Genomic DNA, 24,049 nt, shown 5'->3' on the forward strand with positions numbered 1-24,049 from the left:
TTTGAACTATTCTGTTCCTAGCATATCGGAAGTAGCGAAGAGGAAGCAAGTTGCGGGAAAAAGCAAGCGCTATCATCTTTTTACCCGACTTGCTCGTCGGTATTCATGGGGGGATGCAAGCCCCTTTGGGAATTTACCTAATTTTTAGGCGCTATTTGTACCGCTTTACAGCTTAGATGGGCGTTGCAATCTTGTGTTAGCGCTCCCGCCGAAGTAATATGGTATAAGATAAGCCGCGGAGAACAGATGGCGGGCGACCGAAGTCCTTCGTCTCTATACAGAAAAGCAGGTGAGAAGATGCGCAAGAAACGAGTGCTGTTGCTCTCGGAAGGGTTCGGCTCCGGACATACCCAAGCCGCCTACGCGCTGGCCGTCGGTCTGCGCGAGTTGGATCCGGGAATCCAAACTCGCGTCATCGAGCTCGGGAAGTTCCTGAATCCGGTGCTGGGGCCGATGATTGTGAACGCTTACCGCAAAACGGTCAGCAAACAGCCGAAGCTTGTCGGCATCATGTACCGCAGACAATACAAGAAATCGCTCAACCGGCTCACCCAGCTTGCGTTGCACCGCATTTTTTATACCCATACCTCCCAAGTCATCGAACAGCTCAAGCCCGATCTGATCGTCTGCACCCACCCGGTGCCGAACGCGGTCGTCGCCCGGCTGAAGCGGCTCGGGCTGGATGTTCCGCTGTTCACGCTGATTACGGATTATGACGCCCACGGCACGTGGACCAGCAACGAGGTGACCAAATACCTCGTCTCCACCCCGATCGTGATGGAGAAGCTGCTCGAGCGCGGCATTCCGGCTCAGCGGATCGAAGTGACGGGCATCCCCGTGCATCCGAATTTCTGGCATACGCACGACAAAGCCGAGATTCGAGCGCAATTCGGCTTGAAGCCGATGCCGACGGTGCTCATCATGGGCGGTGGATGGGGGCTTATGAACAGCGACGACCTGCTCGCCTATATGACCGAGTACCGCGAACGCGTCCAGCTCATTTATTGCGTGGGGAATAATGAAGAATCGCGCGCGCGCCTGCTCGCCGACCCCCGGTTTCAGCACCCGAACGTGCGGGTCATCGGCTTTACCCGGGAAGTCAGCAAGCTGATGGACATTTCCGATCTGCTCGTGACGAAGCCGGGCGGCATGACGTGCACCGAGGGGCTGAGCAAAGGCATCCCGATGCTGTTCTACGAGCCGATCCCCGGCCAGGAGGAAGAGAATTGCGAATATTTCGTGCAGCAGGGGTTCGGCGAAATGCTGGAGTCCGCCGCCACCGTCAAACGATGGTTCGACTTAATACAGGAGCCTTACGCCTCCGACCAATTTAGACGAAAACTGCTGACCAAGCGGAATCAATATTATAATCCGATGCAATGCTCCCGTGCCGTCCTGCAGTTTATGCAGTGACGGTTTTTCTTTTGGCCCGCCCTTTCGCACCGCAATAGGCCCGGAAGAAGGTCTTCCGAGTTAAACATGAGGGTTGGCCGAACGAGCGCCTCTTCGACGACCTGAACCGTCGCCTGCCGCGGCATTCTCGCCGAATCCGATGCGGCAGCATCGAACGTGTCAACAAAAGTTGTCCCCTCTCCGCTGAATAGGCATTCCCGATCGGGGTAAATATAGGGGCGACATGGACAAGGAGGGCTAGCCATGACGAACCGCTCGCTCGACGGGAAAACGATCATTTTGCGGCGGAGCTCGACACGGCGAAGGCGTTCAATTTGACGATCAAGCGCAGCACGGTCGCCGTCCTCGGCCTCGGCAATATCGGTCCTTACGCCGCCATGCCGGAGGTGAAGGGCAAAGCGATGCTGTTCAAAGAGTTCGCCGACGTGGACGCCTTTCCGATCTGTCTGGACACGCAGGATACGGAGGCCGTCATCGCCGCGGTGAAGGCGCTTGCGCCCGGCTTCGGCGGCATTAGCCTCGAAGATATCGCCGCCCCGCGCTGCTTCGAGATCGAGTGCCGGCTTCAGGCCGAGCTGGACATCCCGGTCTTCCACGACGACCAGCATGGGACTGCGGTTGTCCTATATGCCGGGCTGCTGAACGCGCTCAAGCTGGCCGAGCGATCCTTAAGCGAGGCGCGGATCGTCATCTGCGGCATCGGCGACGAATTAGATCAACAATGCGCCCTGCTTCCCCGGTATCTTCCGTGGGGCGCTCGACTACCGCGCCACCCATATCAACGAAGCGATGAAGCTGGCCGCCGCCGAGGCGATCGCCTCGGTCATCGGCGAAGACGTGCTGAGCCCGCTCTATATCGTGCCGAGCGTGTTCAATGGGCGGGGCGTTGAGAAGGTGCGCCGCCGCGTCGTGCAGGCCGCTGCGGCGACCGGCGTGGCGCGCAGGCAAGCGCGCGAGTAGCAGGATCAGACGGAACGTCAAAGAAGGACATCCGCGCCGATTGACGGCCGGATGTCCTTCTTGGTAATCCCGTATAAGTCCGCTCGAAAGAGAACTAATTTACAGCACGCTGCCTCCGTACAGGAAGCGGTACTCCCAGTGCTTGCCAGCGATGTCGCTCGTGCGAACGCCGCCGGAAGCCGTCGAATACGTGTGCAGCACTTTGCCGTCGCCCAGATAGATGCCGACGTGCGTGATCGTCGCCGTGGCCTTGTTTACGCCCGCGTAATTCGACGCGCTCGTCCCCTTATAGGACATGAAGACCATCAGATCGCCCCGCTTCAGACTGCGCCAGTCGGTCTTCACCGCGCCTTTGCTCTGGACGTATTCGCCCTGCCCGCGGGAATCGGCCGGCAGGGTCAGGCCCATGCCTTCGCGGAACGCCGTCCGCACGAAATCCGAGCAGTCGAACGTCGTCGTCGTGTTACGGTCGGAGCTGTATTCGTAAGGCGTGCCCCAATATTTCATGCCGGCCGCGATTACCGCTTCGATGGAAGCGTTCGTGTCCACGGGAGGCGTCTGCACGGGAGGCGTCTGCACCGCGCCGCCCGTCGAGCCGCCGCCCGTGCCGACCGAATAATTCGTCGTCACGTACTTCGGATCCGAGCTCACATACCCTTGGACGCCGTTTCCGTCCTGCACCAGATACCAGTAGCTGTTCGGCTGGCCGATAATCGTCAGCGGTTCGCCCGTCTTCAGATAGCGGATGCGCTCCGCGCTCGTGGAAGGACCGGTCCGGAAGGACGCGGACGACGCGGCAACCGCGTTCGTCGTGCCCGAGGACGGCGCGCTGACCGATGTCGTATAATCAATATATTTGTCCGCGCTGGACATATAGCCGACTCGTCCTGCACTGTCTCTGACTTGGAGCCAGTATGCGTTCACTTCGCTTAGCACCGTGACGTCTTCGCCCGTTTTCAGATAGCGGATAAACGCCCCGCTCGTGGACGGCTTCTCGCGAAACGAGACGGAAGCCTGGATTTCGGCTGGTCCGGTCTGCGCCATCGCGGCGATCGGCATCGAGATGGAAGCGGCAAGAATCGAGATCATCGTCATTGCGGTAAGTTTCTTCATCGTTAGGTACCCCCGTTGTCATGTTGTCGTTAATCGCATGTCTCACGTCATTACCTAGCGCCTATGAATCGTAATGCTGCAACCTGTCTCGGCAAGGTTGTGCTCGCTTGTCCTGGCACCATTGTACGAAGTTTGGCGGACTATCCGCTATCGACCGCTCGTCCCATCTTCCCGGGTCCCATGAGCGGCAAGTCTCAATTGCCGCGGCAACCCAAAAAGCGCTCCGGCGGAGATGCCCAAGCGAACGAATCGCTTGGCCTCTCCGGTCGGAGCGCCTCAAAGGGGACGTATGACAATCGGCTAAATGGATAGGACTATAGACTCAATTATAAGGAGTAAGCTGAATATCCTAGAAACATTTACCGTTTGCGCATTCTAGCGTGTTTATGCCTGATTATGCCTTATCCCTGCGAATACTGCGGCGCCTGTTCTTCCTGCTTGGCTCCCGATGCCGCAGCAAGCTCGCGATACTTATCCATATACTTCACGCACGTGTTCACGTACGTCGCGTGCGACCAGGTCAGCGGCGTAACGGACAGCGGCGATCCGCTGAACGGATCCAGCTGCTCCGGCAGCATGCCGGTGCGCAGCGCGTGGTCGGCGACCCATTCGATCGTCTGGCTGGCTGCTTGGAGTTCGCCCAGCGTCGTCGCCGATTCGATCTTCCAATCGGCCACCCATAACGTGCAGATGATCCACGGATTGCCCGGCGCCTCCTGCAAGTTGCCGGTACGTTGGAAGTAGTAGTCGTTGTAGTAGCGGGCGATGCCGCCGACCGGCGTGCGCACGAGCAGGCCTTGGGCAATCGCGTTCATCGTGCTGTTCACGCGCGGATCGGTCGTCGGCAGCACGCCGAATGCCGCGATACCGTAAATACTGCTCTCGAGCGTCATATCTTTGACCCATTGCCCGCCTCGGCGGTACAAGCCGCGAATAAACCGCCCTTCCTCCTCATCCCACAGATGCTTCACGATGCTCGCCTTCATCTCGTCCGCCGCCTTCTGGAACCGTTCGGCCCGCTCCTCGTTGCCGAAGAGCCGGCAGAAGTTCGATGCGGCGGTCAAGCCAGCATGAACCGCGGATACCGAATACGTGTAGATGCCGTGGCGTTCCTCCCACAAATCGTAGCAGGGTGCCGGCAATCCGGTCTCGGCGTCCACGTAGTTCATAAGGAACTTGCCGGCGCGTACAACCAGCGGCTTATAGAGCGATTGGGCAAAGGCGATGTCGCCGTGCTTCTCGTACAGCTTCCAGAACGCATGCAGCACGAGGCCCGTCTCGTCGATCTGGATCGGCAGCTGCGGCAGTCCGTCAGCGAGGAACGGATGCCAACTGGAGCCGACCGTCCCGTCCGGATTGTACTTATGGTGCAGGTAGCCCTCCGGCGACAATCCCTCGGTACAGAAGACGAAGAACGGCTCGACCAGCTCCGGATAGCCCGCGTCCGACATCGCCATCGCGATCATCGCGCCGTCCCGCGGCCAGACGTAGCTGTAGTGGTCCCGGTTATATTGCAAAATATCCGAATCGTTTGCCGCCGTAATGGCCCCGCGGATGTCGGTCTGCGTGCGAATCGTCAGCAGACTGTGCCGAAACAGGCGGATCGCCCGATCGCTCATGCCGCCGAAGTCCCGCTTCACCTTCGTCGCCCAGCCCTCCCAATAGACGGCCACGCGGCGCAGCAGCTTCTCCGGCCGATTGTCCCGCACATACTGGTCGAGCAGTTTCACGTCCTGCAGATTGCGGCCGACCGACATCCAATAACTTGCCCGCTCCGTCGAACCGCCGGGCACGAGGATGGTCAGGCCGGCCGTGCTGTCGACCGAGCCCTGCGAGATCGGATTGCCCATCAGATGGCCGTCCTCCGCGTCGACCCAGGTCCCCTGCGCCCCGCCGAACCGCTTGATTCCGATCGAATATTGCGAGATGCCGCCTCTGCCGCCCCACCCGTTGAACATGAAGTAGAAGTTGCGTTTATAATGGAACAAGCTTCCGTTCTCCGGCAGGAAAGCGGCGGTGTCGCCGACTTCGCTTTCCCCGATGCTCAAGTCCTGGTGGAAGAACAGGCGCACCTCGCGCTCCTCGTCTCGTTCATTCGTGATCTCGACGCTGCGCAGCAGCACCGGATCCCGTTGGTGAACCCCGTCGTAGATGACGAGCCGGATGCCCAGATTCTCGTGCACCGCTTCGGTAATGGCGACCAGCGTCGAGTCCGCGTAGCGGCTTTCCTTGCGCCAGCTCGGATTGTCGAGCCAGCTGAACTGACCATCGACCCAAATGCCGAAGCGGCACATTTGGCCGCCAACGTGATTGTATTGCCCCACGTAGGGATAATAAATATCGCGGATATAGGCATTGCCGTCGATATTCACGAGTAACTGGCCATTACCGAGCGCGATGTGCCTCGTCATGTCATTTCACCGACTGTGGGTAGATGGGCTTCCGTGCCGAACGGCACATGGCCCTTCTGCGTCAGCCTCATAAGCGCGTCCAGCCGGTTCGTGGATTCGACCACCGACATATAATCGGACTTCGGCACCGAATGATAAGCGACGACCTCTCCCGTGTGGAAATAGAGCTGCAGCTCCGCCTTATCCTCGTTGTACGAACAAAATGCGATTTGCTTCGATTCGACCGGTAATAGCATCCAATTCCCCTCCTTCAGCATATGTTCAGCTATCGTCATTCCCTAACTATATGAGGTATTGCGCGATTTCTTCCCGATATTTCTGCGTCATCCAGTCCAGTTTTTCGTGCGAGTCGGTCTCGACGACGAGCTGCAGCAGCGGCGCGTCCGTCGCGTGCAGGACGAGCACGCTCCCGTCGACGTGATCGAAGCGAAGTCCGCCCGGCCATTCGGTCGCCTCCGACTCGTGCCGCTCCGACAACAGCCGGAAAATCGAGCCTTTGCGTTCCCACGGACAATCGATCCACTCCCGGGCCCGGTATTGCGGCGGAATCGCCGCGAGGATCTCTTCGGGCCGCTGCCCGGATCGCGCCATATGGCGCATGAGCATCGCCGCGGCATACAATCCGTTCAAGACGGGGTGAAACAGCGGATCGTCCGTCGCCTCCAGCATCGAGCGCGGATCATTCTTCGTCCGGCGGACTTGGCCGCCTAATCCTTCAGCGATCGATTCCGCGACGGCCGGCGCATCGACCGGGAGGCCGAACGTCCGGCCGCGGCTGCAATGGCTGACGGCCGCGACCGCCAGGCAGAGCAGATCGTCGCCCTCGATCGGCTCGCCCCGCGCATCCAGCACCCGAAGCGTCCGGCCGCTTTCGTCGAGCATCAGCTTCAAGTCGGCGCTAGCCATGAGCGGCCATAACGCATGCTCGTCCGGCGATCCCGCGTACACAATGCGCGCAGCGCCCGGCCCGAGCAGCGCGGCCGCAAGGCCGAAGATGCCGGGATCGCAGCAGATCGCCACCGTGCCGAGTTCCTCGCCCGCCCAGCCGGCCGTCTCGGTGAAGCGTCTGGCATAGACGTCATTCACATACGTTTCCCCTCGTCCACCCAGCGAATCCGGCTGAACTCGTCGAAAATCGTTGTGATTGTAGGCGGATTCGACCTTTCGCGCCAAGGCGCTCGCGATGGGCAGGCCCGCGGCGTCTCCGCATTCGAACCGGATGCGGACCTCGCTCTCGCCGGCCGCGTGCTGGATGTGGATGTAGCCATCCATGCCCGCATCCAGCATGTAGGCGCGGGCAGCATCCGGCAGCGTCGTTCCGCCGTCGATGACGTCGATGCAGGCGGTCTGCAGCGCGGGGATGATCGATTCTTTCATGACCGCCGCATACGGATGCTCCGAATTCGTCACGAGCAGCCGGCTCCCTTCGGGAAGCTGGGAACCGTAGGCCTGGGCGAACCGAGCCGCGCTCTGGGGCGTCATCTCGACGCCAGCCAGGCCCTGGGCGCCCCAATCGCCTATCAGTCGGGTGGCGGCCGCGCCGCCCCAGATGAGCGAGGTCGGCACATGCGCGTCGTCCTGGATTTCTTTCTCCGGCCAGACGTGCACGTGGCTGGCGACCGTTGCCCTGCGGCCGATCCGGCAATGGCTGCCAACGACGGACTGCGCTTTAAGCCGGGAGCCGTCGCCGATCGCGCTGTGGTTGCACAGCAGGGCGCCCCGCATCTCGACAGCTTGTCCGAGCTGGGCGTTATCCCAAATAATCGAGCGTTCCAGCTCGGAGGCGCCGCCCACGCGGGCGGAATGGCCGATGATGGAATATGGCCCGAGCACCGTGCCGGACTCGACGCGCGCCCCTTTGCCAATATAAGCGGGTCCGAGAATGCGGACCGACTCATCCAGCTGCGCATCCTCGTGCGCCCACACGCCGGGCATTAGGGGGTGTCCCTCCAATTGTACCTCAACTTTGCCGTCCAGCATGTCGAACTGCGTCTGCTTGTATTGATCAATATTCCCGATATCCGACCAGTAGCGGTCCGTTACGTATCCATAGAGCGGGATGCCTGCTTCCATAAGAGAAGGGAACAGCTCCTTGCTGAAGTCGTACTCTCTCCCGGCGGGAATATGGGCAAGCACATCCGGCTCCACAATATATATACCCGTATTGACCGTGTCGCTGAACACCTCCGGCCAATCCGGCTTCTCCTGGAACCGGACGATGCGGCCGGACGCATCGGTCTGCACGACGCCGAACTCCAGCGGGCGCGTCACCCGGGCCAGGACGAGCGTCGCCGCGGATCCGCTCTGTTCGTGAAATCGGACCGCATCGGCAATATCGATGTCGGTCAGCGCGTCGCCGCTAATGACGACGAATCGCTCGTCCAGGAAATCCGCCGCGTTCTTGATGCTGCCCGCCGTCCCGAGCGGGACCGTCTCGTCATAATACCGCAGGTTCACGCCGTGCTCGCGCCCATCGCCATAATAACGGGTGATCGCCTCCGGCATGTACTGAGTCGTCACCGCGATGTCGGTCAATCCGTGCCGTCTGAGCAGTTCGATTATATAACTCATGCACGGCTTGCTCAGCAGCGGGACCATCGGTTTGGGCAGCGAGCACGTCAGCGGCCGGAGCCGCGTTCCTTTGCCGCCCGCCATAATGACTGCTTTCATCCTTCATCCCCTCCTTAGCTCTGCGCGTTCGCGGCGAACTGCCGATCCACGGCATCCCCATAGATGCCGCTAACGCGCTGCGCCAATCGCTCCCATTGATATTCGGTGACGAGCTTCTCGTACGCGTTCTCGGCCATCGATTCGGCTTGGCCGGGATTCATCAGCGATTCGGTCACGTGCCAAGCGAGCGAGTCTACATGGCCCGGCAGCGCTTTGAAGCCGTGCACGCCGTGCTCCACGATGCTCGCAAGTCCGCCCGTATCCGAGACGACGAGCGGCCTGCGGTACCGCATCGCCTCGAGCGCCACAAGACCGAACGGCTCGTACAGGCTCGGAATGACGACGACGTCCGCCCGCGCCATCCAGGCGCTTTTCTCCTGGTCGCTCACGAAGCCGACGAACCGGACGCGATCCCCCAGATTGGCCGCCTGCTGCCGCAGCGCATGCTCCATCGGCCCGCTGCCGGCGATGACGATTCGCGCGTCCGGTACATGGTGCAGAATTTGCGGCGCGGCATGCAGCAGCACCTGCACGCCTTTCTCGAAGACGAGCCGCCCGATGAAGAAGATGACGCGCCCTTCCTCCTGCTTGGGCTGCGCCGCTTCCTCCACGTGAACGTCGATCCCGTTCGGCACGAGGGCGATCTTCTCCTCCGACAGCTGGAAGCAGCGGCGAACCTCCTCCACCATCGGCGTGCTGCAGACGATGACTTTCGCCGCCTCGTAGCAGAGCCCCGCTTCCAGCCGGTGGATATTGTGCTGCAGTTCCGTATGGAGCGCGCCGCCGTTGCGCCCCCACTCCGTCGCGTGGATCGTCGCCACGAGCGGAATGCGGTAGCTCATCTTGATTTCGCGCGCCGTATAATAGACCATCCAGTCGTGGGCATGCAGCAGGTCAACCCGACCGCCCGCCTCGATCCACTGTACCAGATGGTCGGTCATCGCCAAGTTCATCTCGAACATCCAATGGTAAAAGTCCGTGTCGCCCGAATGCAGCACCGGCACCCGATGGACGAAGACGCCGTCCTTCTCTTCGAAATAAGGCGCTCCGAATTGCGAGGTCGTCACCACGTGCACCGCCTCGCCCCGTCTGGCCAGCTCCTGCGCCAGCTCGCTGACCGCCTTCGACAGTCCACCGACGTTCTTCGGCGGATATTCCCAGGCGAGCATGAACGTGTTGCGCTTGTTCCGCGTCCGCTCCATCACCCGATCCAGACGCGAAGCCGACAGCAGCGCGACGGGCGACGGCACGTCGATCGGCACGTAGTCCGCAAAGCTAACCAGCGGGAAGCAGTTGTCCCGTTCCTCGAGCGTCGCGATCCATTCCGGGTCGAGCGATTCGTGATCCAGCATGTCGCACAGCCGGTGGAAATCGAGCAGATGGCGCTTCGTCCGGTTCACCGCGTATTCGACGACCGTGCCCGCATCCATGATGAACGCCCAGTCGCTGCTCTGCGCCAGCATCAGCTCGCGCGCGGCCTGATTCAGCGCCCGCCGCGTCAGCGCGCGCAGCGCGTTCTCGCCTGCGCCCGCCAATTCCGCATGCGCGCCGGCGACGCGGATCATCCGCTCCTCCGCTTGGTGCAGATGGCGATAAATCCAATCGTTATGCCCCTGCAGCCACACCTCGGACGACGAATGGCGTCCCCAGCTCGAATCATTGATTTTGCCCGTGTCCGCCAGCGGGTACTGGGCCAAATATTCCGACGGCGTGATCATCCTGATCGTATGCTGGTCGTAATAAAGCTTGCGGCACAGCTCCTCCAGCCAGATCGGCCCTTCGTACCACCAATGGCCGAACAGCTCGGCGTCGTACGGAGACAGCATGAGCGGCGTCCGGTCGAGGAAGCCGAAAGCGTGCTCGGCCTCGGCTTGGCGGCATGCGATGAAGTGGTCCGCCTGCATCGCCGCCTTGCCGCGCGCCCATTCCGGGTTGTATGGCTCCTTGTACGAGCCCTTGGAGGTAATGCGATAATATTTGATGCCCGTGTTGACCCGCTCGTTCGTCGGCAGGACGTACGGCTTTATGTAACGCCACGCTTCTTCGGACTCCCAACCCAAATCCCAGCCGATGTCGCGGTAGTACTCCCGGTAATCGAAATCGCCGGGGTAGCCGTCCGTCGAGCTCCACACCTGCTGGGCGGACGCGGGATCGCGCGGGAACGCCGTCACGCCGTACGGCGTGAGGAGCGGCGCGTACAGCTCGCGGTTGGCCCGGGGGGTCGCATATTGGACGGCGGTGGAATCGCATAAGAAATAATGAATGCCATACTGGCGCAAGATGCGGTCGATGCCGACGCTATAGGCGCATTCGGGAAGCCAAATCCCTTGCGGGCGCTGCCCGAAATGACGGACGTAATCGTTCACCGCGGTCGCGATCTGCGCCTTGATCGCTTCCTCCGTCTTGACGAGCGGCAGGAACGCGTGGGTCGCGGCGCTGGTCATAATCTCGATTTTGCCGGCATCCTGCAGCGCCTTGAAGCGCGGGATGAGCGCCATGCCTCCGGCGAGGTACATCGCTTTGTAATGCTCGAAGCGTTCCTTGTACATATGCGCGAGCGGCAGCAGGGCCGGATCGTCCTTGAGCCGCTTCGTCTCGCTCTCCGCCAGGCGGATCAATTTATCCAGATGCGCGAGGAAGCGCTGCTGCATGAGCGGATCCTCCAGGAGGGCCAGCAGCGTCGGGGTCATGGAGAGCGTCATGCGAAAATCGACGCCGTCCCCGTCCAGCCGCTCCATCATCTCCAGCAGCGGCAAATACGTTTCCAGCATGGCTTCGTAAAACCATCGTTCTTCTAAATAATCGTCCCGGTCATGGTGACGTATGTAAGGCAGATGCATGTGCAGCACCAGGGTGATATACCCTTTGCAGACCGGCTTCGGCCGGATTTTGTTCATCATCAAGACGAATGCCTCCTTTCTGAATCTGGGCGAGGGTCTGCATATTCTCGAAAAGATGAGGCAGGACGCGCTCGCCGTACGGATGGACCGTCGGCCTGGCCGGGATCACCGGCTCGCCGAAACCAGGGGCGGCATCGCGCGGCACGGCGGCGAAATTCGAGCGCATCAGCGGCACGAATTGCCGGTTCCACGTGTAAGTGCCGAAATCCACGAGATATGTACAGCCTGCCCGGACGCCGCCGATATACCAGTTGTTCGCCTCCGGGTTCGTCTCGATATCAAAATAACCGTTCGCGTTGCTGCCGTTAAAGTAGACGTTGGTGACGTCATAGACGCGCAGCACCTTCGGCAGGAAGTGCCAGTCCGTCTGGAAATGCTGCGCGGCCAGCCAGCGCCGGCGGTTGCCGATCTCCCAGTAGACGTACAGCGTATGGGCGTCCCGAACCAGCAGATGAAGCAAATCTTTGTCATAGCGGTCGGGCAGTTCCTGATGATACAGCATCGGCTTAAAGCCGCCTCCTCTCGCGCATTTGCGGGTAACCAACGTCATTAGAATGGCATTCCCTTCTTGGAAGTATGCAATAAATCCCGGGCTGCCTCCCCCTTCCCCCTCCGCCGAGGGGAACCAAAGGGCTTTGCCCTCTGGACACCGTTTTCGTGCTGGCACGATTGTACGCGTTGGGCGGGTGGTTCGAGTTTGGCACGCTTTTGTCCTTGCGGACAAAGCTTCATGCGCGTGCGACCTCCCCCTTCCCCCTCCGCCGAGGGGAACCAAAGGGCTTCGCCCTCTGGACACCCTTTTCGTGCTGATACGACTGTTCGCGGTGGGCGGGTGGTTCGAGTTTGGCACGCTTTTGTCCTTGCGGACAAGGCTTCATGCGCTTGTGGGCGCACCCTTCCGTTTTCCCTCCCCCTTCCCCCTCCGCCGAGGGGAACCATAGGGCTTCGCCCTCTGGACACCCTTTTCGTGCTGGCACGATTGTTCGCGTTGGGCGGGTGGTTCGAGTTTGGCACGCTGTTGTCCTTGCGGACAAAGCTTCATGCGCGTGCGACCTCCCCCTTCCCCCTCCGCCGAGGGGAACCAAAGGGCTTCGCCCTCTGGACACCGTTTTCGTGCTGACACGATTGTTCGCGGTGGGCGGGTGGTTCGAGTTTGGCACGCTTTTGTCCTTGCGGACAAGGCTTCATGCGCTTGTGGGCGCACCCTTCCGTTTTCCCTCCCCCTTCCCCCTCCGCCGAGGGGAACCATAGGGCTTCGCCCTCTGGACACCCTTTTCGTGCTGGCACGATTGTTCGCGTTGGGCGGGTGGTTCGAGTTTGGCACGCTTTTGTCCTTGCGGACAAGGCTTCATGCGCTTGTGGGCGCACCCTTCCTAGCAGCACCTCCCCCTTCCCCCTCCGCCGAGGGGAACCAAAGGGCTTCGCCCTCTGGACACCGTTTTCGTGCTGACACGATTGTTCGCGGTGGGCGGGTGGTTCGAGCTTGGCACGCTGTTGTCCTTGCGGACAAAGCTTCATACGCGTGTCGTCCGCTTGCGCGGACACCCTTGCTTTGCTAAAACAAAAAGCAGCCAGGACGGCTTTCGCCTTCCTGACTGCTCTCTTGCGGATTCGTTTGGCGCTTAATGCGCTCCGCCTTCTGTGCCGAGCGGCTCCACGTGGACGTGGACGCTCATGATGTTGTGCTTGCGCTCCATGCGCCGCTCGATTTCGTCGCTGATCCGGTGGCTTTCCATCAACGACAGGTCGGGATCGACTTGCACGACGACGTCGATCAGCACGTTGCTCCCGTGCACGCGCGCCTTGATGTCCTTGATCGACCGTACGCCCTGCGTGCGCTCGATCGTGCTCCGGAGCGTATGCAGCTCTTCTTCATTAAAGCCGTCGGTCAGCGCGTGCGTGGAGCTGTAGAAGATCTCCCACGCCGTCTTGCAGATGATCCCGCCCACGAATAACGCCGCCACCGGATCGAGCCAGTACCAGCCGAATTGGGAGCCGATGATGCCGACGGCCGCGCCGATGCTCACCAGCGCATCGGACAAATTGTCCTTGGACGCGGCCATGAGCGCCTGGTTGTTGATCCGTTTGGCGAGCCGCCGGTTATACACGTAGACGCCGAACATGCAGGCCGCCGCGCCGAGCGCCACCCAGGCGGTCAGCATCTCCGGCGCCGCGCGGTGGTCGGCGAACAGCGATTTGCCCGCGCTGATCAGCACCTGGATACCGACGGTCGCCATAATGAAGGAAGCGACGAGCGCCGCGATCGTCTCCGCGCGAAAATGCCCGTACGGATGGTCTTCGTCAGGCGGCTTCTGGGAGATCCGCAGACCGATCAAGACGGCCGTCGATGCGATAATGTCGGTCAAATTGTTATATCCGTCGGCCACGAGCGCGGCGGAAGCAAACGCATAACCCGCGCCGAGCTTGAGCGCCGAAAGCACCAGATAGGCGCCGATGCTCACCCAGGCTCCGCGCTCGCCTTGTTTGATTTCTTGGTATTGATCCACTTACGGCAGCTCCTCTCCATGGCCGGGTTCAGGCAAGTCCGCATTCTCCGCGGGTCCGGCGAATGGCGATTGTCGCCTTCAGCATACCAAGCCGCGTCTTGTGGGTCTAGAGAAACAGTGTTGGCGCGAAGCATACTTTCCCTACCCTCGCAAGATCGTTGACCGCCGCCAACTTTCGCCGGTTCGCTTCCGGCAGTCCAAGTCTAGCATTGCCGTTATGCGCGAAATCAAACCTTTTCCACCCCGCATCTTCCCTTCGAAGCGCGCTATTCCAAGGATTGACAGTGTTTGGGTCCGGTGTTAACGTTAGTGACGAAGAAAACGAACCTAGGAGGCCAAGTCCGTGAATTTCGACGAGCGTGGTCCGATTTATGCGCAGATCGCGCACCGGATTAAAGAAGACATTATAAGCGGCAAGCTCCATGAAGAGGAGCAGGTGTTGTCGCCGAACCAATATGCCGCCTTCTATCAGATTAATCCCGCTACCGCGGCCAAAGCCTTCGAGCTGCTGGAAGAGGAAGGCATCCTGCACGAGAAGCGGGGCCTCGGCCGATTCGTCAGCCGTCAGGCGCGCATCCGCCTGCTCCGCGAGCGCCGGGAGCGCTTCTTCAAGCAATACGTCGATCCGATGCTCGAAGAAGCGTTCGCCATCGGCATTACGCCCGAGGAGATCGCCTCATACATGACGGGGCCCAAGGGGGGCACCCACGGATGAGCATGACGGTCGAATGGAAGGCGATTACGAAGCAATACCGCTCGCAAGCCGCGCTGCGCGGCGTCAACGTCACCCTCTCCGGCAACAAGATCATCGGCCTGCTCGGACGCAACGGCTCCGGCAAGACCACGCTGCTCTCCATGATGAAAGGCCTGCTTCGTCCGACCTCGGGCAGCATCCTTGTTCAAGGCCAGGCGCCCTACGAGAACAGCGCGCTCGCCCGGCAAATCTGCTTCGTGCGTGACAGTCGGATGACATACGGCTTCGCGAAAGCGCGCGATGCGCTGGCAATGGCGGCCTCGGCGTGGCCGAATTGGGACGCGGATTATGCCCGCTCGCTGGCCGATCGGTTCGAGCTTCCACTCGATACGAAGGTCCAGCATCTCTCGCGCGGGATGGAGTCGGCGCTCGGCGCCATTCTCGGGCTCGCCAGCCGGGCGCCGCTCACGCTGCTCGACGAGGCCTACATCGGCATGGACGCCCATGCGCGTTATCTGTTCTACGAGGAGCTTCTCGCGGATTATATCCGATTCCCCCGGATGCTGATTCTTTCCACCCATTTGATCGAGGAAGTCGGCAAACTATTCGAGGAAGTGGTCGTGATCGACCAAGGGACATTGCTGCTTCACGAACCGGTTGAGCAGTTATTAATGAAAGCTTATTCCGTCACCGGGTCCGAAGCTGACGTCGACCGCTTCACCGAAGGTCAGCGTGTGCTGCATACGCTCGGAGGCGGCAGCTTGAAATCCGCATCCGTGTTCGGGGAGTTGACGGATAATCTGCGGAAGCTTGCCGACCTATATCATTTGGAAGTGCGGTCATTGCCGCTGCAGGATTTGTTCGTCCACCTGACGAGCCGGCAGGAGGTGCGCGCATGATGCCCGCCAAACCGTCGGCCCATCCCGTGCTCCTCACGCTGCGTGTCCTGGTGGCCACCGGCAAGCTCAAGCTGTTCGCATTGTTCTGGCTCATATCGGCGGCCATTACCGCGGCGGCGCTCATCTATGACAGCAGGGCGCTCGGCCCGATCCGAATCAGCTACTGGGACAACGTCTTTGAAGCGCTGAACGTCTACGCCTTCATCGTCGGCGTCCGTCTCACCCACGTCCACCTCGGGGTGCTGCTCAACCATGGCATTACGCGCAAGCATGCGGCGCTTGGCACGCTGCTGTTCTGCGGCGCGTTCGCGCTCGCGAGCGCCGTGCTCGTCGGGACCGGGTTCGCAGTCGAGCATGCCGTGTACGCGTCCCAATCCGGTTGGGACGACCAGCTGAAGGATCATCATCTATTCGCGCAGGCGAACCAGATTCCGAACATTGTTCTGGAATACTTCCTGCTTACCTTGTACTCGCTTCTATTGGGTCACTTCATCGCGACGACGTTTTACCGGTTCGGCAAAGCCGCCGGCGTCATGGCGATCGTGCTCGCCCTCAATCTGGCGATCGGCATCGAAGTGCGGTTCTACGATAATTTCGTCAACCTGCTTCGGGAAGGCAGCCTGCTGGAGAGTCTGCTGACGCCGCAGCAGTTCCTGCTATCCTACGGGCTGGCCGCAGCCGTCCTGTATGCCCTCATTCATTACATGTTCCGGACGTCGGAAATCAAACCGCATGCCCGCTAGCCTGATCTCGATCCATATGCCAAAACGGCCCCTTGGCCATAACCCTCGTACGAGGCGTTATAATCAAGGGGCCGTTCGCGTTCCAGTAGATTCGGTCAGCCGCGGTCCATATCTTCCGTCGCATCGGCTGCATTCGAACCCGGCAAGCCGGAACCGCAGGAGACGCAGAATTTCGCCGACAGCTCGTTCTCCGTGCCGCAGTGGCTGCAGACGACGCGGATTTCGCCCATCGTGGATGCGGCCGGCTTCGGTTCCTCCATCGCCAGCTGCGAGCCGCAGTCCGGGCAATACCGCGTATCGAGCGATACGATCTTGCCGCACGCGCAGGACTTCTCCGAACGGATATGCTTGATGCGTTCCTCCAGCATGTCGATCTCCATGCGAATTTCGTCCAGCTGCCGTAGGAACCCAGCGACCTCTTCCTCATGGGCGCCATCGTGCGCGCGGCTGGCATGGGCGTGGTAGACCGTCTCGCCGATCTGACGGAACAGCTGCTCCATATCTTTCTCCTTGCCGGCGATTTGGCCGCGGAGCTTCGTTATTTCCACCGTCTGCTGCGCCTTCTTCGCCGCCTCCGACGCGCTTTGCTTTACTTTATCAAAAAAGGACATGAGAAATTTCTCCTTCCAGCTTTATGCCGCCTTCATTCCCTTTATTCTATCACAAATCGACAGTCCGCCGCATGTCTGGGCAACCAGACCGCGCTTGTCCCTGCAGGCCGCCCTTGCCAAAACTTATAAACTGTAGAAAAAAAGCGGCCCTCCCCTGCTCGGGGAAGCCGCTTCCTTGATCCATGCCTTACGAAGGGATATCCTGCAGCGCATCTCCCAGCGCCGACGCCGCCGATCGGGTCAGCCGCTGCGCCGCCTCGATCCGCTCCGGCTCCGCCCAGACCGGCAGTCCCACGCGGGCGGTCGTGCCAATGCCCATCTCGCTCTCGTAGAGCAGCTTGCCCTGGTGATTCTCGATGATTTTGTAGCTCATCATGAGGCCAAGGCCCGTCCCTTTCGACTTCGTCGTGTAGAACGGCTCGCCAAGTCGGGCCAGCATATCCGCCGGGATGCCTCCCCCTTCATCTCTCACGCTCGTCCAGACCAGGCCATCCTCCATCATGCCGGTCGCGATCCGGATCGTCCCGCCGCCCTGCATCGCTTCGATGCCGTTCTTCAGCAAATTGATGAACACCTGCTTCAGCTGGTTCGCGATGCCCTCCACGAGGAAGATGCCCGGCTCGCTGTGCATCTCGATCTGCACGTTGTTCATGATCGCCTGCGTCTCCAGCAGCATAACGACGTCACTCAGCACCGTATGAATCGCGGTCACCTGGAATTCCGCCGCTTGCGGCTTGGCCAGGATGAGCAGCTCGCTGACGATCTGTTCGATCCGCTCCAGCTCCATTGTCATAATGGAGATGTAATTGCGCTTATTATCTTCCTTCATCAGCTTCGTGAAGCCTTTGAGCGAGGTAAGCGGATTGCGGATTTCGTGCGCGATGCCGGCAGCCAGCTGCCCGATCGCCGAGAGCATCTCCGATTTGCGCAGCAGCTCCTCCGCTTCCTTGCGCTCGGTGATCAGCTCGGAGATTTTCATATAGAAGATCGTCTTGCCCTTCTTGATAATCGGGTGCAATTGGGCCTTCTCCCAATACAGCTCGCCGTTCTTCGCATAGCCGGATAATTCGCCTTCCCACGTCTCGCCGGTCTTCAGCTTCTTCCAGATTTCCTCGAAATCGGCTTCCGCCGCGCGCCAGTCGTTCAGCTCCGCCAGCTGACGGCCCATCGTCTCCTCGCGGTTATAATCGGACACCTCGTAATACTTGCGATTCGCGTACACGATGGCGCCATCCGTATTCGTAATGACGACGACGGACGGGCTCTGCTCCATCGCATAGGAGAGCTTCAGCAGATCCTCGTTAATCTTCTTCAGCTCGGTAATATCGACGAAGGTTAGAATGACGCCTTTGGTCAGCAGCTCATTCGTCCGGTACGGCATCGTGCGGACGCTGTACCAGCGGCCGCTCTTGCTCTTCACTTCCCGCTCCGTCGATTTGAGCGTCTTCAACACGCGCGTGGCATCCTTCACGAAATCCGTATAGTAGAAGTTATGAGAGATATGGCTGAACGGGCGGCCGTAATCGACCTCGAGCAGGTTGATCTCCTTGGTGACCGCGGGCGTGAAGCGCCGAATGCACAGATGGGTATCCAGGAAAATCGTCCCGATCTTCGTGCTGACCAAGAAATTGTCCATGTCGTTATTAAGCTCGGTCAGTTCTTGAATCTTGAACTGGTACTCGGAGTTGATCGTGACCAGCTCCTCGTTCACCGCCTGCAGCTCTTCATTCGTGCTCTGCAGCTCTTCGTTGGAGGCGATCAATTCCTCGTTCGTGCTCTGCAGCTCCTCGCTGGAACTTTCGAGCTCCTCGATCGTCGCATGCAGCCGCTCCTCCGTCTGGCGAAGCTGGTTCTCCAGCCAGAGCAGCTGCCGGCGCACGTTCTCGTCGACCTCGATCGATTCGATGATGCTGCCGCGCTCTTGCAGCTTCTCCGCCGGCTCGAACAGGACGAGCATCAGCCCGCCGAACGTGCGATTCGTTTGGGAGAACGGCTTGACCGTGATCGTCGTTTCCGCCACGCCTATGTTGTTATCGAACCGGACATTATACAGCGATACCGCCGGCTCGCCGGCTCGCACCTTCTGGACGGCTGTGACGATCGCCATCGCCAGCCGAGGATCGAGCAGCTTATGCACGTTCCAGCTGGGCCTGCCTTCCATCGGTGACAAATACGGCTGCATCTTGCCCGTTAAATGCTTCACATCCAGATTCTCATCTATTAACAGCGAGGGCGGCATATGCTCGTTGACGAGCGTTGCATATAGTTCATCCGTCCTGCGCAATTCTGTCGATTTGGACATCTCTCGTACCTTCCGCTTCATCAAGTGATCCGGAGCGCCGGCCGAGCCTTCTCGTGCCTCCAAGTGCAGATTCTGCCCGCCAATGCCGCCCAACCGGTAAGCCTTATGTTGAAACATATTCCATTTCGAGTGAAATGGCTCGAACAGGTGTTCCAAGCGCCCGATCGTCTCGCTCGGCCCAAGAAACAGGAAGCCCGAAGGATTCAGCGCAAAATGAAACAATGAAAGCACCTTGCGCTGCATCTCGCTCTCCAAATAAATCAGCATATTCCGGCATGTGATTAAATCCAGGTTGCTGAAAGGCGGATCCTTAATTAGATTGTGCGGCGCGAAGACGACCATCCGCCGCAGCTCCTTCGTGACCTGGTATGTGTCCCCCTGCCGCGTGAAGAACCTCCCCCGCCTCTCCTCGCTCACGCTCGATTCGATGCTGACCGGATAGACGCCGAAATTGGCGTATTCGATGGAATGCTTGTCCACGTCCGTGGCGAAAATCCGAATCGTATAGCTCTCCGCATCCGGCAGCCCGTCCATGTATTCGGTCACGAGCATCGCCAGTGAATACGCCTCTTCCCCTGTCGAGCAGCCTGCGGTCCAGATGCGCACTTCCCGTTCCTTTACCTTCGACTCGAAAATCCGGGGCAGCACCTGCTCGGCCAGCAGAGAGAATGCCTCCGGATCGCGAAAAAAGTTGGTGACGTGAATGAGCAGGTCTTTGCGCAAAGCCGTCAGCTCGTCTTCGTCCTCGGTGAACAGCTTATAATAGGCGGGGAGCGTCAGGCAGCCTGTCGCGTTCATTCGTTTCTCGATCCGCCTCATGAGGCTGGGCCGCTTATAATAACTGAAATCAATATTGGTCACATGGCGGATGCTGTCCAGAATCTTCGATAGGAGCTCGTCCTTCTCGTCTTCGCTGACCTGCTCGAATTCCGCCACGAGCGAATCCGCGCTCGGGATGAGCGCCGGCGCGTAATTCAGCTTGGCCGCGATCCCCTCGGGGGACAGCACGTAATCGACGTACCCCGTCTGAATCGCGCTCCTCGGCATCCCGTCGAACTTGGCGGTCGCCTCGTTCTGCACGAAGATGATGCCGCCCGCCTTCTTAATGGCGATCGCGCCTTTGGTTCCGTCCGAGCCGGTGCCGGACAATATAATGCCGATGGCCTGCGAGTGCGCCTCGAGCGCCAAAGAACGAAAGAACACGTCGATCGGATAATGAACCTCGCCCGGCTCGGGACTGGCCACGTACAGCTTTCCCCGATGGATGCGAAGGCTGCGGTGAGAAGGCGCCAAATAGACGGTATTGGCCTCCACCGTCATCTCATTCTCCGCTTCAAATATGCGCAAGTTCGTATATTTAGAGAGTATCTCGTTCATTAAGCTCTTGTAGTGAGGGGATAAATGCTGGATGACGACAAAAGCAAGCCCGTTGTCGGTTTTCGCTTCCTGAAACAGCATCTTCAGACCTTCCAGTCCTCCGGCCGAAGCGCCTATGCCAACTATGCGAGACGGTAAGTCGTAAACATTCTGCCGTTCTAGCTGCGCTTGTTCTTCTTGCACCTTTAGCCCTCCGTGGGAGGTAACCTGCACCTCTAATAACCCTCATTAAACATTAAACACGCTTTAGAAACATGAAACAAGGCATACTTCTTCCGCTCGACCGATGTTCCCTCCGTTCGTCAAAATCTATCAAAATACTCCTCGCTTTCTCGCCGAAACAAGGCCTATAATAATGGCAGCCAGATGGCAAAGCTAAATTCGTAAACTCGGGAGGCGACCCACATGCAATTGGCTGTCGAAGAGATCGCCGAACTGATGCTCGCCGGACATCATAGAGCGGTCATGGACCGGCTCGAGCGTTACCGGGAGAGCGGCGCGAATGGCTTGTTCCTGTACGACCGGCTGCTCAAGCCCGCGATGCGCCACATCGGCGAACTATGGGAGAACAATCTGATCTCCGTCGCGGACGAGCACCTGGCGTCGGGCGTCTGCGAATGGGTACTGGAGCGGATCGGCCCCCTTCCGGGCGAGAGCCGGCGCTTCCGCGCCATGCTGTTGTGCGCCGAAGGCGAGCTGCATGATCTGGGTCTTAAAATGTGCGCCGGCATCTTCCGGGAGCATCAGTGGGATACGCGTTATTACGGGCCTAACCTGCCGCTCGAATACGCCATGGCAGGCGCCCTGAATTATAAGCCCGACGTCATCGCGATATCGCTTACGATGCAGCATCAGATCGTGCAGCTCCGCGCCTACGCCGACGCCTTCCTGCAATTGATCCCGAGACCGGCCGTCCTCGTCGGCAGCCGGCTCGTCGGCGAGCTCGATCTGCGGCCGCACGTCCCGGAGGAGACGGTGCTGCTCGGCGATCTATTCGAATTGTCCGATTGGCTTGTCCGTTACGGCCGGTCCGCGCTCGACGAGCTGCAGCAATTGGGATAAGTATTTGATAGGGGGGATAAGGAACATGAAGAAAATAGGCGATACGCTTCATTGGTCCACGATTCCCGCCGCTCTATTCGCCGTGGACGCCTCGCTGCGTCTCTTGGAGGCCAGCGACGCCGCGATTCAACTGTTTGCCCCCGTTATGAATGCCTCCTTCCTCGAATTGCTGGATCCGGGCTCGATTGTGAAAGCCCGACGGTTGCTTGTTCCGGGCAGCGGGGAACCGCACCAGGCCATCGAGCTTAACATGATCACCGCCCAAGGCCGGACGATGCTGGTCGACGTCTATCCCCGTTGGCACTCGGATGGCCTGGGATGGTTATACTGCGGCGTCAAGAACACCGAGCTCGAACGCATCGAGCTGCGAATCGGCCGAATGACGAATCTCCTGAAGGAAGAAGCGCTCCCCGCGCAGACGGTCCGCCCTCTTCACGGCAGCCGGCCGCCGCGCGATGAAGCCGCTCAGCTGCGCTCCCGAATCGAGGTCGCCCTCGAGCTGCTGGAGATGCTGCGGCCGGATCTGATCGAGCTGGGGAAGGACGATTTCCTGAACGTCATCCTCGCGCAGCTGCGTGCCGAGCCCCATCGGGATCGGGAATCCTAATTCGAAATAAAAAGAGCCCTGCGGGATCAGCCGCAGGGCTCTCATTGTATTAGTCTATGGCTTATTCAGCCGGATACATGCGCTCGCGAAGCGCTTTGACTTCCGCGCTCTCGAGGTACTCGTCGTAGCTCATGATCCGGTCGATGACGCCGTTCGGGGTAATCTCCACGATGCGGTTGGCGATCGTCTGCACGAACTGATGGTCATGCGAGGTGAAGATCAGCGTTCCGTCGAAGTCGATCAGCCCGTTGTTGAGCGCCGTGATGGACTCGAGGTCCAAGTGGTTGGTCGGTTCGTCCATGATGAGCACGTTCGAGCCGGAGAGCATCATCTTGGAGAGCATGCAGCGCACTTTCTCGCCCCCGGAGAGGACGCTTGCTTTCTTCAGCGCTTCGTCGCCGGAGAAGAGCATCCGGCCCAGGAAGCCGCGGATGAACGATTCGTCTTGATCCTTGGAATATTGGCGCAGCCAATCGACCAGGTTCATCTCGACGCCGTCGAAATAAGCCGAGTTGTCTTTCGGGAAGTAGGCTTGCGTCGTCGTGACGCCCCATGCGTACGTGCCGCTGTCCGCTTCGACTTCGCCCATCAGAATTTGCATGAGCACCGTCTTCGGCAGCGTGTTCGGGCCGACGAGCGCGATTTTGTCGCCTTTGTTCACGGTCAGCGTCAGGTTGTCGATCAGCTTCTCGCCTTCGATGGACTTCGTGAGCCCTTCCGTCAGCAGCAGCTGCTTGCCCGCTTCGCGCTCTGGTTTGAAGTGGATGAACGGATACTTCCGGCTGGAAGGCCGGATGTCGTCCAGCGAGATTTTGTCGAGGAGCTTCTTCCGGCTCGTCGCCTGCTTCGCCTTCGACTTGTTGGCGCTGAAGCGCTGGATGAACGCCTGCAGTTCCTTGATCTTGTCTTCCTTCTTCTTGTTCTGGTCGCGCATCAGCTGGAGGGCCAGCTGGCTGGACTCGTACCAGAAATCGTAGTTGCCCACGTACAGCTGGATTTTGCCGAAATCGATATCCGCGATGTGCGTACATACCTGGTTCAGGAAGTGACGGTCATGGGATACGACGATAACGGTGCCTTCATAGCCGGCCAGGAAGTTCTCGAGCCACTCGATCGACTGCATATCCAAATGGTTGGTAGGCTCGTCAAGCAGCAGGATGTGCGGGCTGCCGAATAGCGCCTGCGCCAGGAGGACGCGGACTTTCTCGTTACCGGAGAGCTCCGCCATCTGCTTGTCGTGCAGCTCCGGAGGAATGCCCAGACCGTTGAGCATGCCGGCCGCTTCGGATTCCGCTTCCCAGCCGTTCATCTCGGCGAATTCCGCTTCCAGCTCGCCGGCGCGCATGCCGTCTTCGTCGGTGAACGGATCCTTCATGTAGATCGCGTCTTTCTCTTTCATGACCTCATAGAGCTTCTTGTGGCCCATGATGACGGTCTCGAGCACTTTGAACTGGTCGTACTCGTAATGGTTCTGCTTCAGCACGGCCAGACGCTCGCCCGGCGTGATGTGCACTTCGCCGTTCGTCTGCTCGACTTCGCCGGAGAGAATTTTCAAGAACGTCGATTTGCCGGCGCCGTTCGCGCCGATAAGGCCGTAGCAGTTGCCCGGCGTAAATTTGATATTAACATCCTCGAATAAGGCGCGCTTCCCGTATCGAAGCGTGATGCCGCTTGTACTGATCATGGTACGCAATCCCGTCCTTTTGTTCATTTGATACTCATCGCACCATTATACCACAAACCGCGCGAAAAGTCCTTGCGCGAATCCCGCGCGAGGCGG

Annotated in this window: 16 protein-coding genes and 1 pseudogene; 7 read left to right on the forward strand and 10 right to left on the reverse strand. The window is 59.7% G+C overall.

Going from position 1 to position 24,049, the window contains the following annotated elements; translation table 11 throughout:
* The first annotated feature begins 297 nt into the window (after positions 1 to 297).
* A complete protein-coding gene (locus tag ACFSKT_RS14860) occupies positions 298 to 1,413 on the forward strand; it encodes an MGDG synthase family glycosyltransferase (protein WP_377721762.1) in 1,116 nt (371 codons plus the stop codon).
* Positions 1,414 to 1,706: 293 nt separating this feature from the next.
* Positions 1,707 to 2,373, forward strand: a pseudogene (locus ACFSKT_RS14865) (NAD(P)-dependent malic enzyme); the annotation flags it as partial.
* A 99-nt stretch (positions 2,374 to 2,472) separates the two neighbouring features.
* Here the strand turns inward: ACFSKT_RS14865 and ACFSKT_RS14870 are convergent.
* The 7 genes from ACFSKT_RS14870 to ACFSKT_RS14900 all read right to left on the reverse strand — a co-directional run bounded on the left by ACFSKT_RS14870 (position 2,473) and on the right by ACFSKT_RS14900 (position 13,974).
* Positions 2,473 to 3,486 (reverse strand): C40 family peptidase, encoded by a 1,014-nt coding sequence (locus ACFSKT_RS14870; protein ID WP_377721763.1) that lies wholly within the window; start codon positions 3,484 to 3,486, stop codon positions 2,473 to 2,475.
* A gap of 401 nt (positions 3,487 to 3,887) precedes the next feature.
* Entirely contained in the window at positions 3,888 to 5,897 is a 2,010-nt protein-coding gene (locus ACFSKT_RS14875; RefSeq protein WP_377721764.1) for a glycoside hydrolase family 15 protein, read from the reverse strand.
* The gene (locus ACFSKT_RS14880; protein ID WP_377721765.1) at positions 5,894 to 6,133 is read right to left on the reverse strand and encodes a KTSC domain-containing protein; all 240 of its coding nucleotides are present in this window, start codon (positions 6,131 to 6,133) and stop codon (positions 5,894 to 5,896) included. Before ACFSKT_RS14880 ends, ACFSKT_RS14875 begins: the two co-directional genes overlap by 4 nt.
* 46 nt (positions 6,134 to 6,179) lie before the next feature.
* Complete coding sequence (locus ACFSKT_RS14885) at positions 6,180 to 8,567, reverse strand: sugar phosphate nucleotidyltransferase (protein ID WP_377721766.1); 2,388 nt, start codon at positions 8,565 to 8,567, stop codon at positions 6,180 to 6,182.
* Between the two features lie 14 nt (positions 8,568 to 8,581).
* Positions 8,582 to 11,467, reverse strand: a complete 2,886-nt coding sequence (locus tag ACFSKT_RS14890) for a 1,4-alpha-glucan branching protein domain-containing protein (RefSeq protein ID WP_377721989.1) — start codon at positions 11,465 to 11,467, stop codon at positions 8,582 to 8,584.
* Positions 11,379 to 11,969 carry a DUF4912 domain-containing protein gene (locus ACFSKT_RS14895; RefSeq protein ID WP_377721767.1) on the reverse strand — a complete coding sequence of 197 codons (591 nt, stop codon included), beginning with the start codon at positions 11,967 to 11,969 and terminating at the stop codon, positions 11,379 to 11,381. Before ACFSKT_RS14895 ends, ACFSKT_RS14890 begins: the two co-directional genes overlap by 89 nt.
* Positions 11,970 to 13,089: 1,120 nt before the next feature.
* Positions 13,090 to 13,974 carry a cation diffusion facilitator family transporter gene (locus tag ACFSKT_RS14900; RefSeq protein ID WP_377721768.1) on the reverse strand — a complete coding sequence of 295 codons (885 nt, stop codon included), beginning with the start codon at positions 13,972 to 13,974 and terminating at the stop codon, positions 13,090 to 13,092.
* Between the two features lie 343 nt (positions 13,975 to 14,317).
* Here ACFSKT_RS14900 and ACFSKT_RS14905 point away from each other — a divergent pair, with 343 nt between their 5' ends.
* From ACFSKT_RS14905 to ACFSKT_RS14915, 3 genes are read left to right on the forward strand one after another with little or no spacing between them, the layout of a single operon-like run.
* On the forward strand, positions 14,318 to 14,689 hold the full coding sequence (locus ACFSKT_RS14905; RefSeq protein WP_377721769.1) for a GntR family transcriptional regulator: 372 nt from the start codon (positions 14,318 to 14,320) through the stop codon (positions 14,687 to 14,689).
* Complete coding sequence (locus ACFSKT_RS14910; protein WP_377721770.1) at positions 14,686 to 15,567, forward strand: ATP-binding cassette domain-containing protein; 882 nt, start codon at positions 14,686 to 14,688, stop codon at positions 15,565 to 15,567. The genes ACFSKT_RS14905 and ACFSKT_RS14910 overlap by 4 nt, the downstream gene beginning before the upstream one ends.
* Entirely contained in the window at positions 15,564 to 16,310 is a 747-nt protein-coding gene (locus ACFSKT_RS14915) for a hypothetical protein (RefSeq protein WP_377721771.1), read from the forward strand. The genes ACFSKT_RS14910 and ACFSKT_RS14915 overlap by 4 nt, the downstream gene beginning before the upstream one ends.
* Before the next feature lie 95 nt (positions 16,311 to 16,405).
* Here the strand turns inward: ACFSKT_RS14915 and ACFSKT_RS14920 are convergent, their stop codons facing one another.
* Entirely contained in the window at positions 16,406 to 16,921 is a 516-nt protein-coding gene (locus ACFSKT_RS14920; protein WP_377721772.1) for a zinc ribbon domain-containing protein, read from the reverse strand.
* Between the two features lie 187 nt (positions 16,922 to 17,108).
* On the reverse strand, positions 17,109 to 20,783 hold the full coding sequence (locus ACFSKT_RS14925) for a CheR family methyltransferase (RefSeq protein WP_377721773.1): 3,675 nt from the start codon (positions 20,781 to 20,783) through the stop codon (positions 17,109 to 17,111).
* 222 nt (positions 20,784 to 21,005) lie between these two features.
* Between ACFSKT_RS14925 and ACFSKT_RS14930 the strand changes: the two genes are divergently transcribed.
* Positions 21,006 to 21,662, forward strand: a complete 657-nt coding sequence (locus ACFSKT_RS14930) for a cobalamin B12-binding domain-containing protein (protein ID WP_377721774.1) — start codon at positions 21,006 to 21,008, stop codon at positions 21,660 to 21,662.
* Positions 21,663 to 21,687: 25 nt separating this feature from the next.
* Entirely contained in the window at positions 21,688 to 22,269 is a 582-nt protein-coding gene (locus tag ACFSKT_RS14935) for a nitrogen regulation protein NR(II) (protein ID WP_377721775.1), read from the forward strand.
* Positions 22,270 to 22,330: 61 nt separating this feature from the next.
* Here ACFSKT_RS14935 and ACFSKT_RS14940 read toward each other — a convergent pair whose 3' ends face one another.
* Positions 22,331 to 23,953: an ABC-F family ATP-binding cassette domain-containing protein gene (locus ACFSKT_RS14940; protein WP_377721776.1), complete on the reverse strand. Its 1,623-nt coding sequence runs from the start codon at positions 23,951 to 23,953 to the stop codon at positions 22,331 to 22,333.
* Positions 23,954 to 24,049: the final 96 nt, after the last annotated feature.

Source organism: Paenibacillus xanthanilyticus (genome assembly GCF_042682185.1).
GTDB classification, from domain to species: Bacteria; Bacillota; Bacilli; order Paenibacillales; family Paenibacillaceae; genus Paenibacillus_Z; species Paenibacillus_Z xanthanilyticus.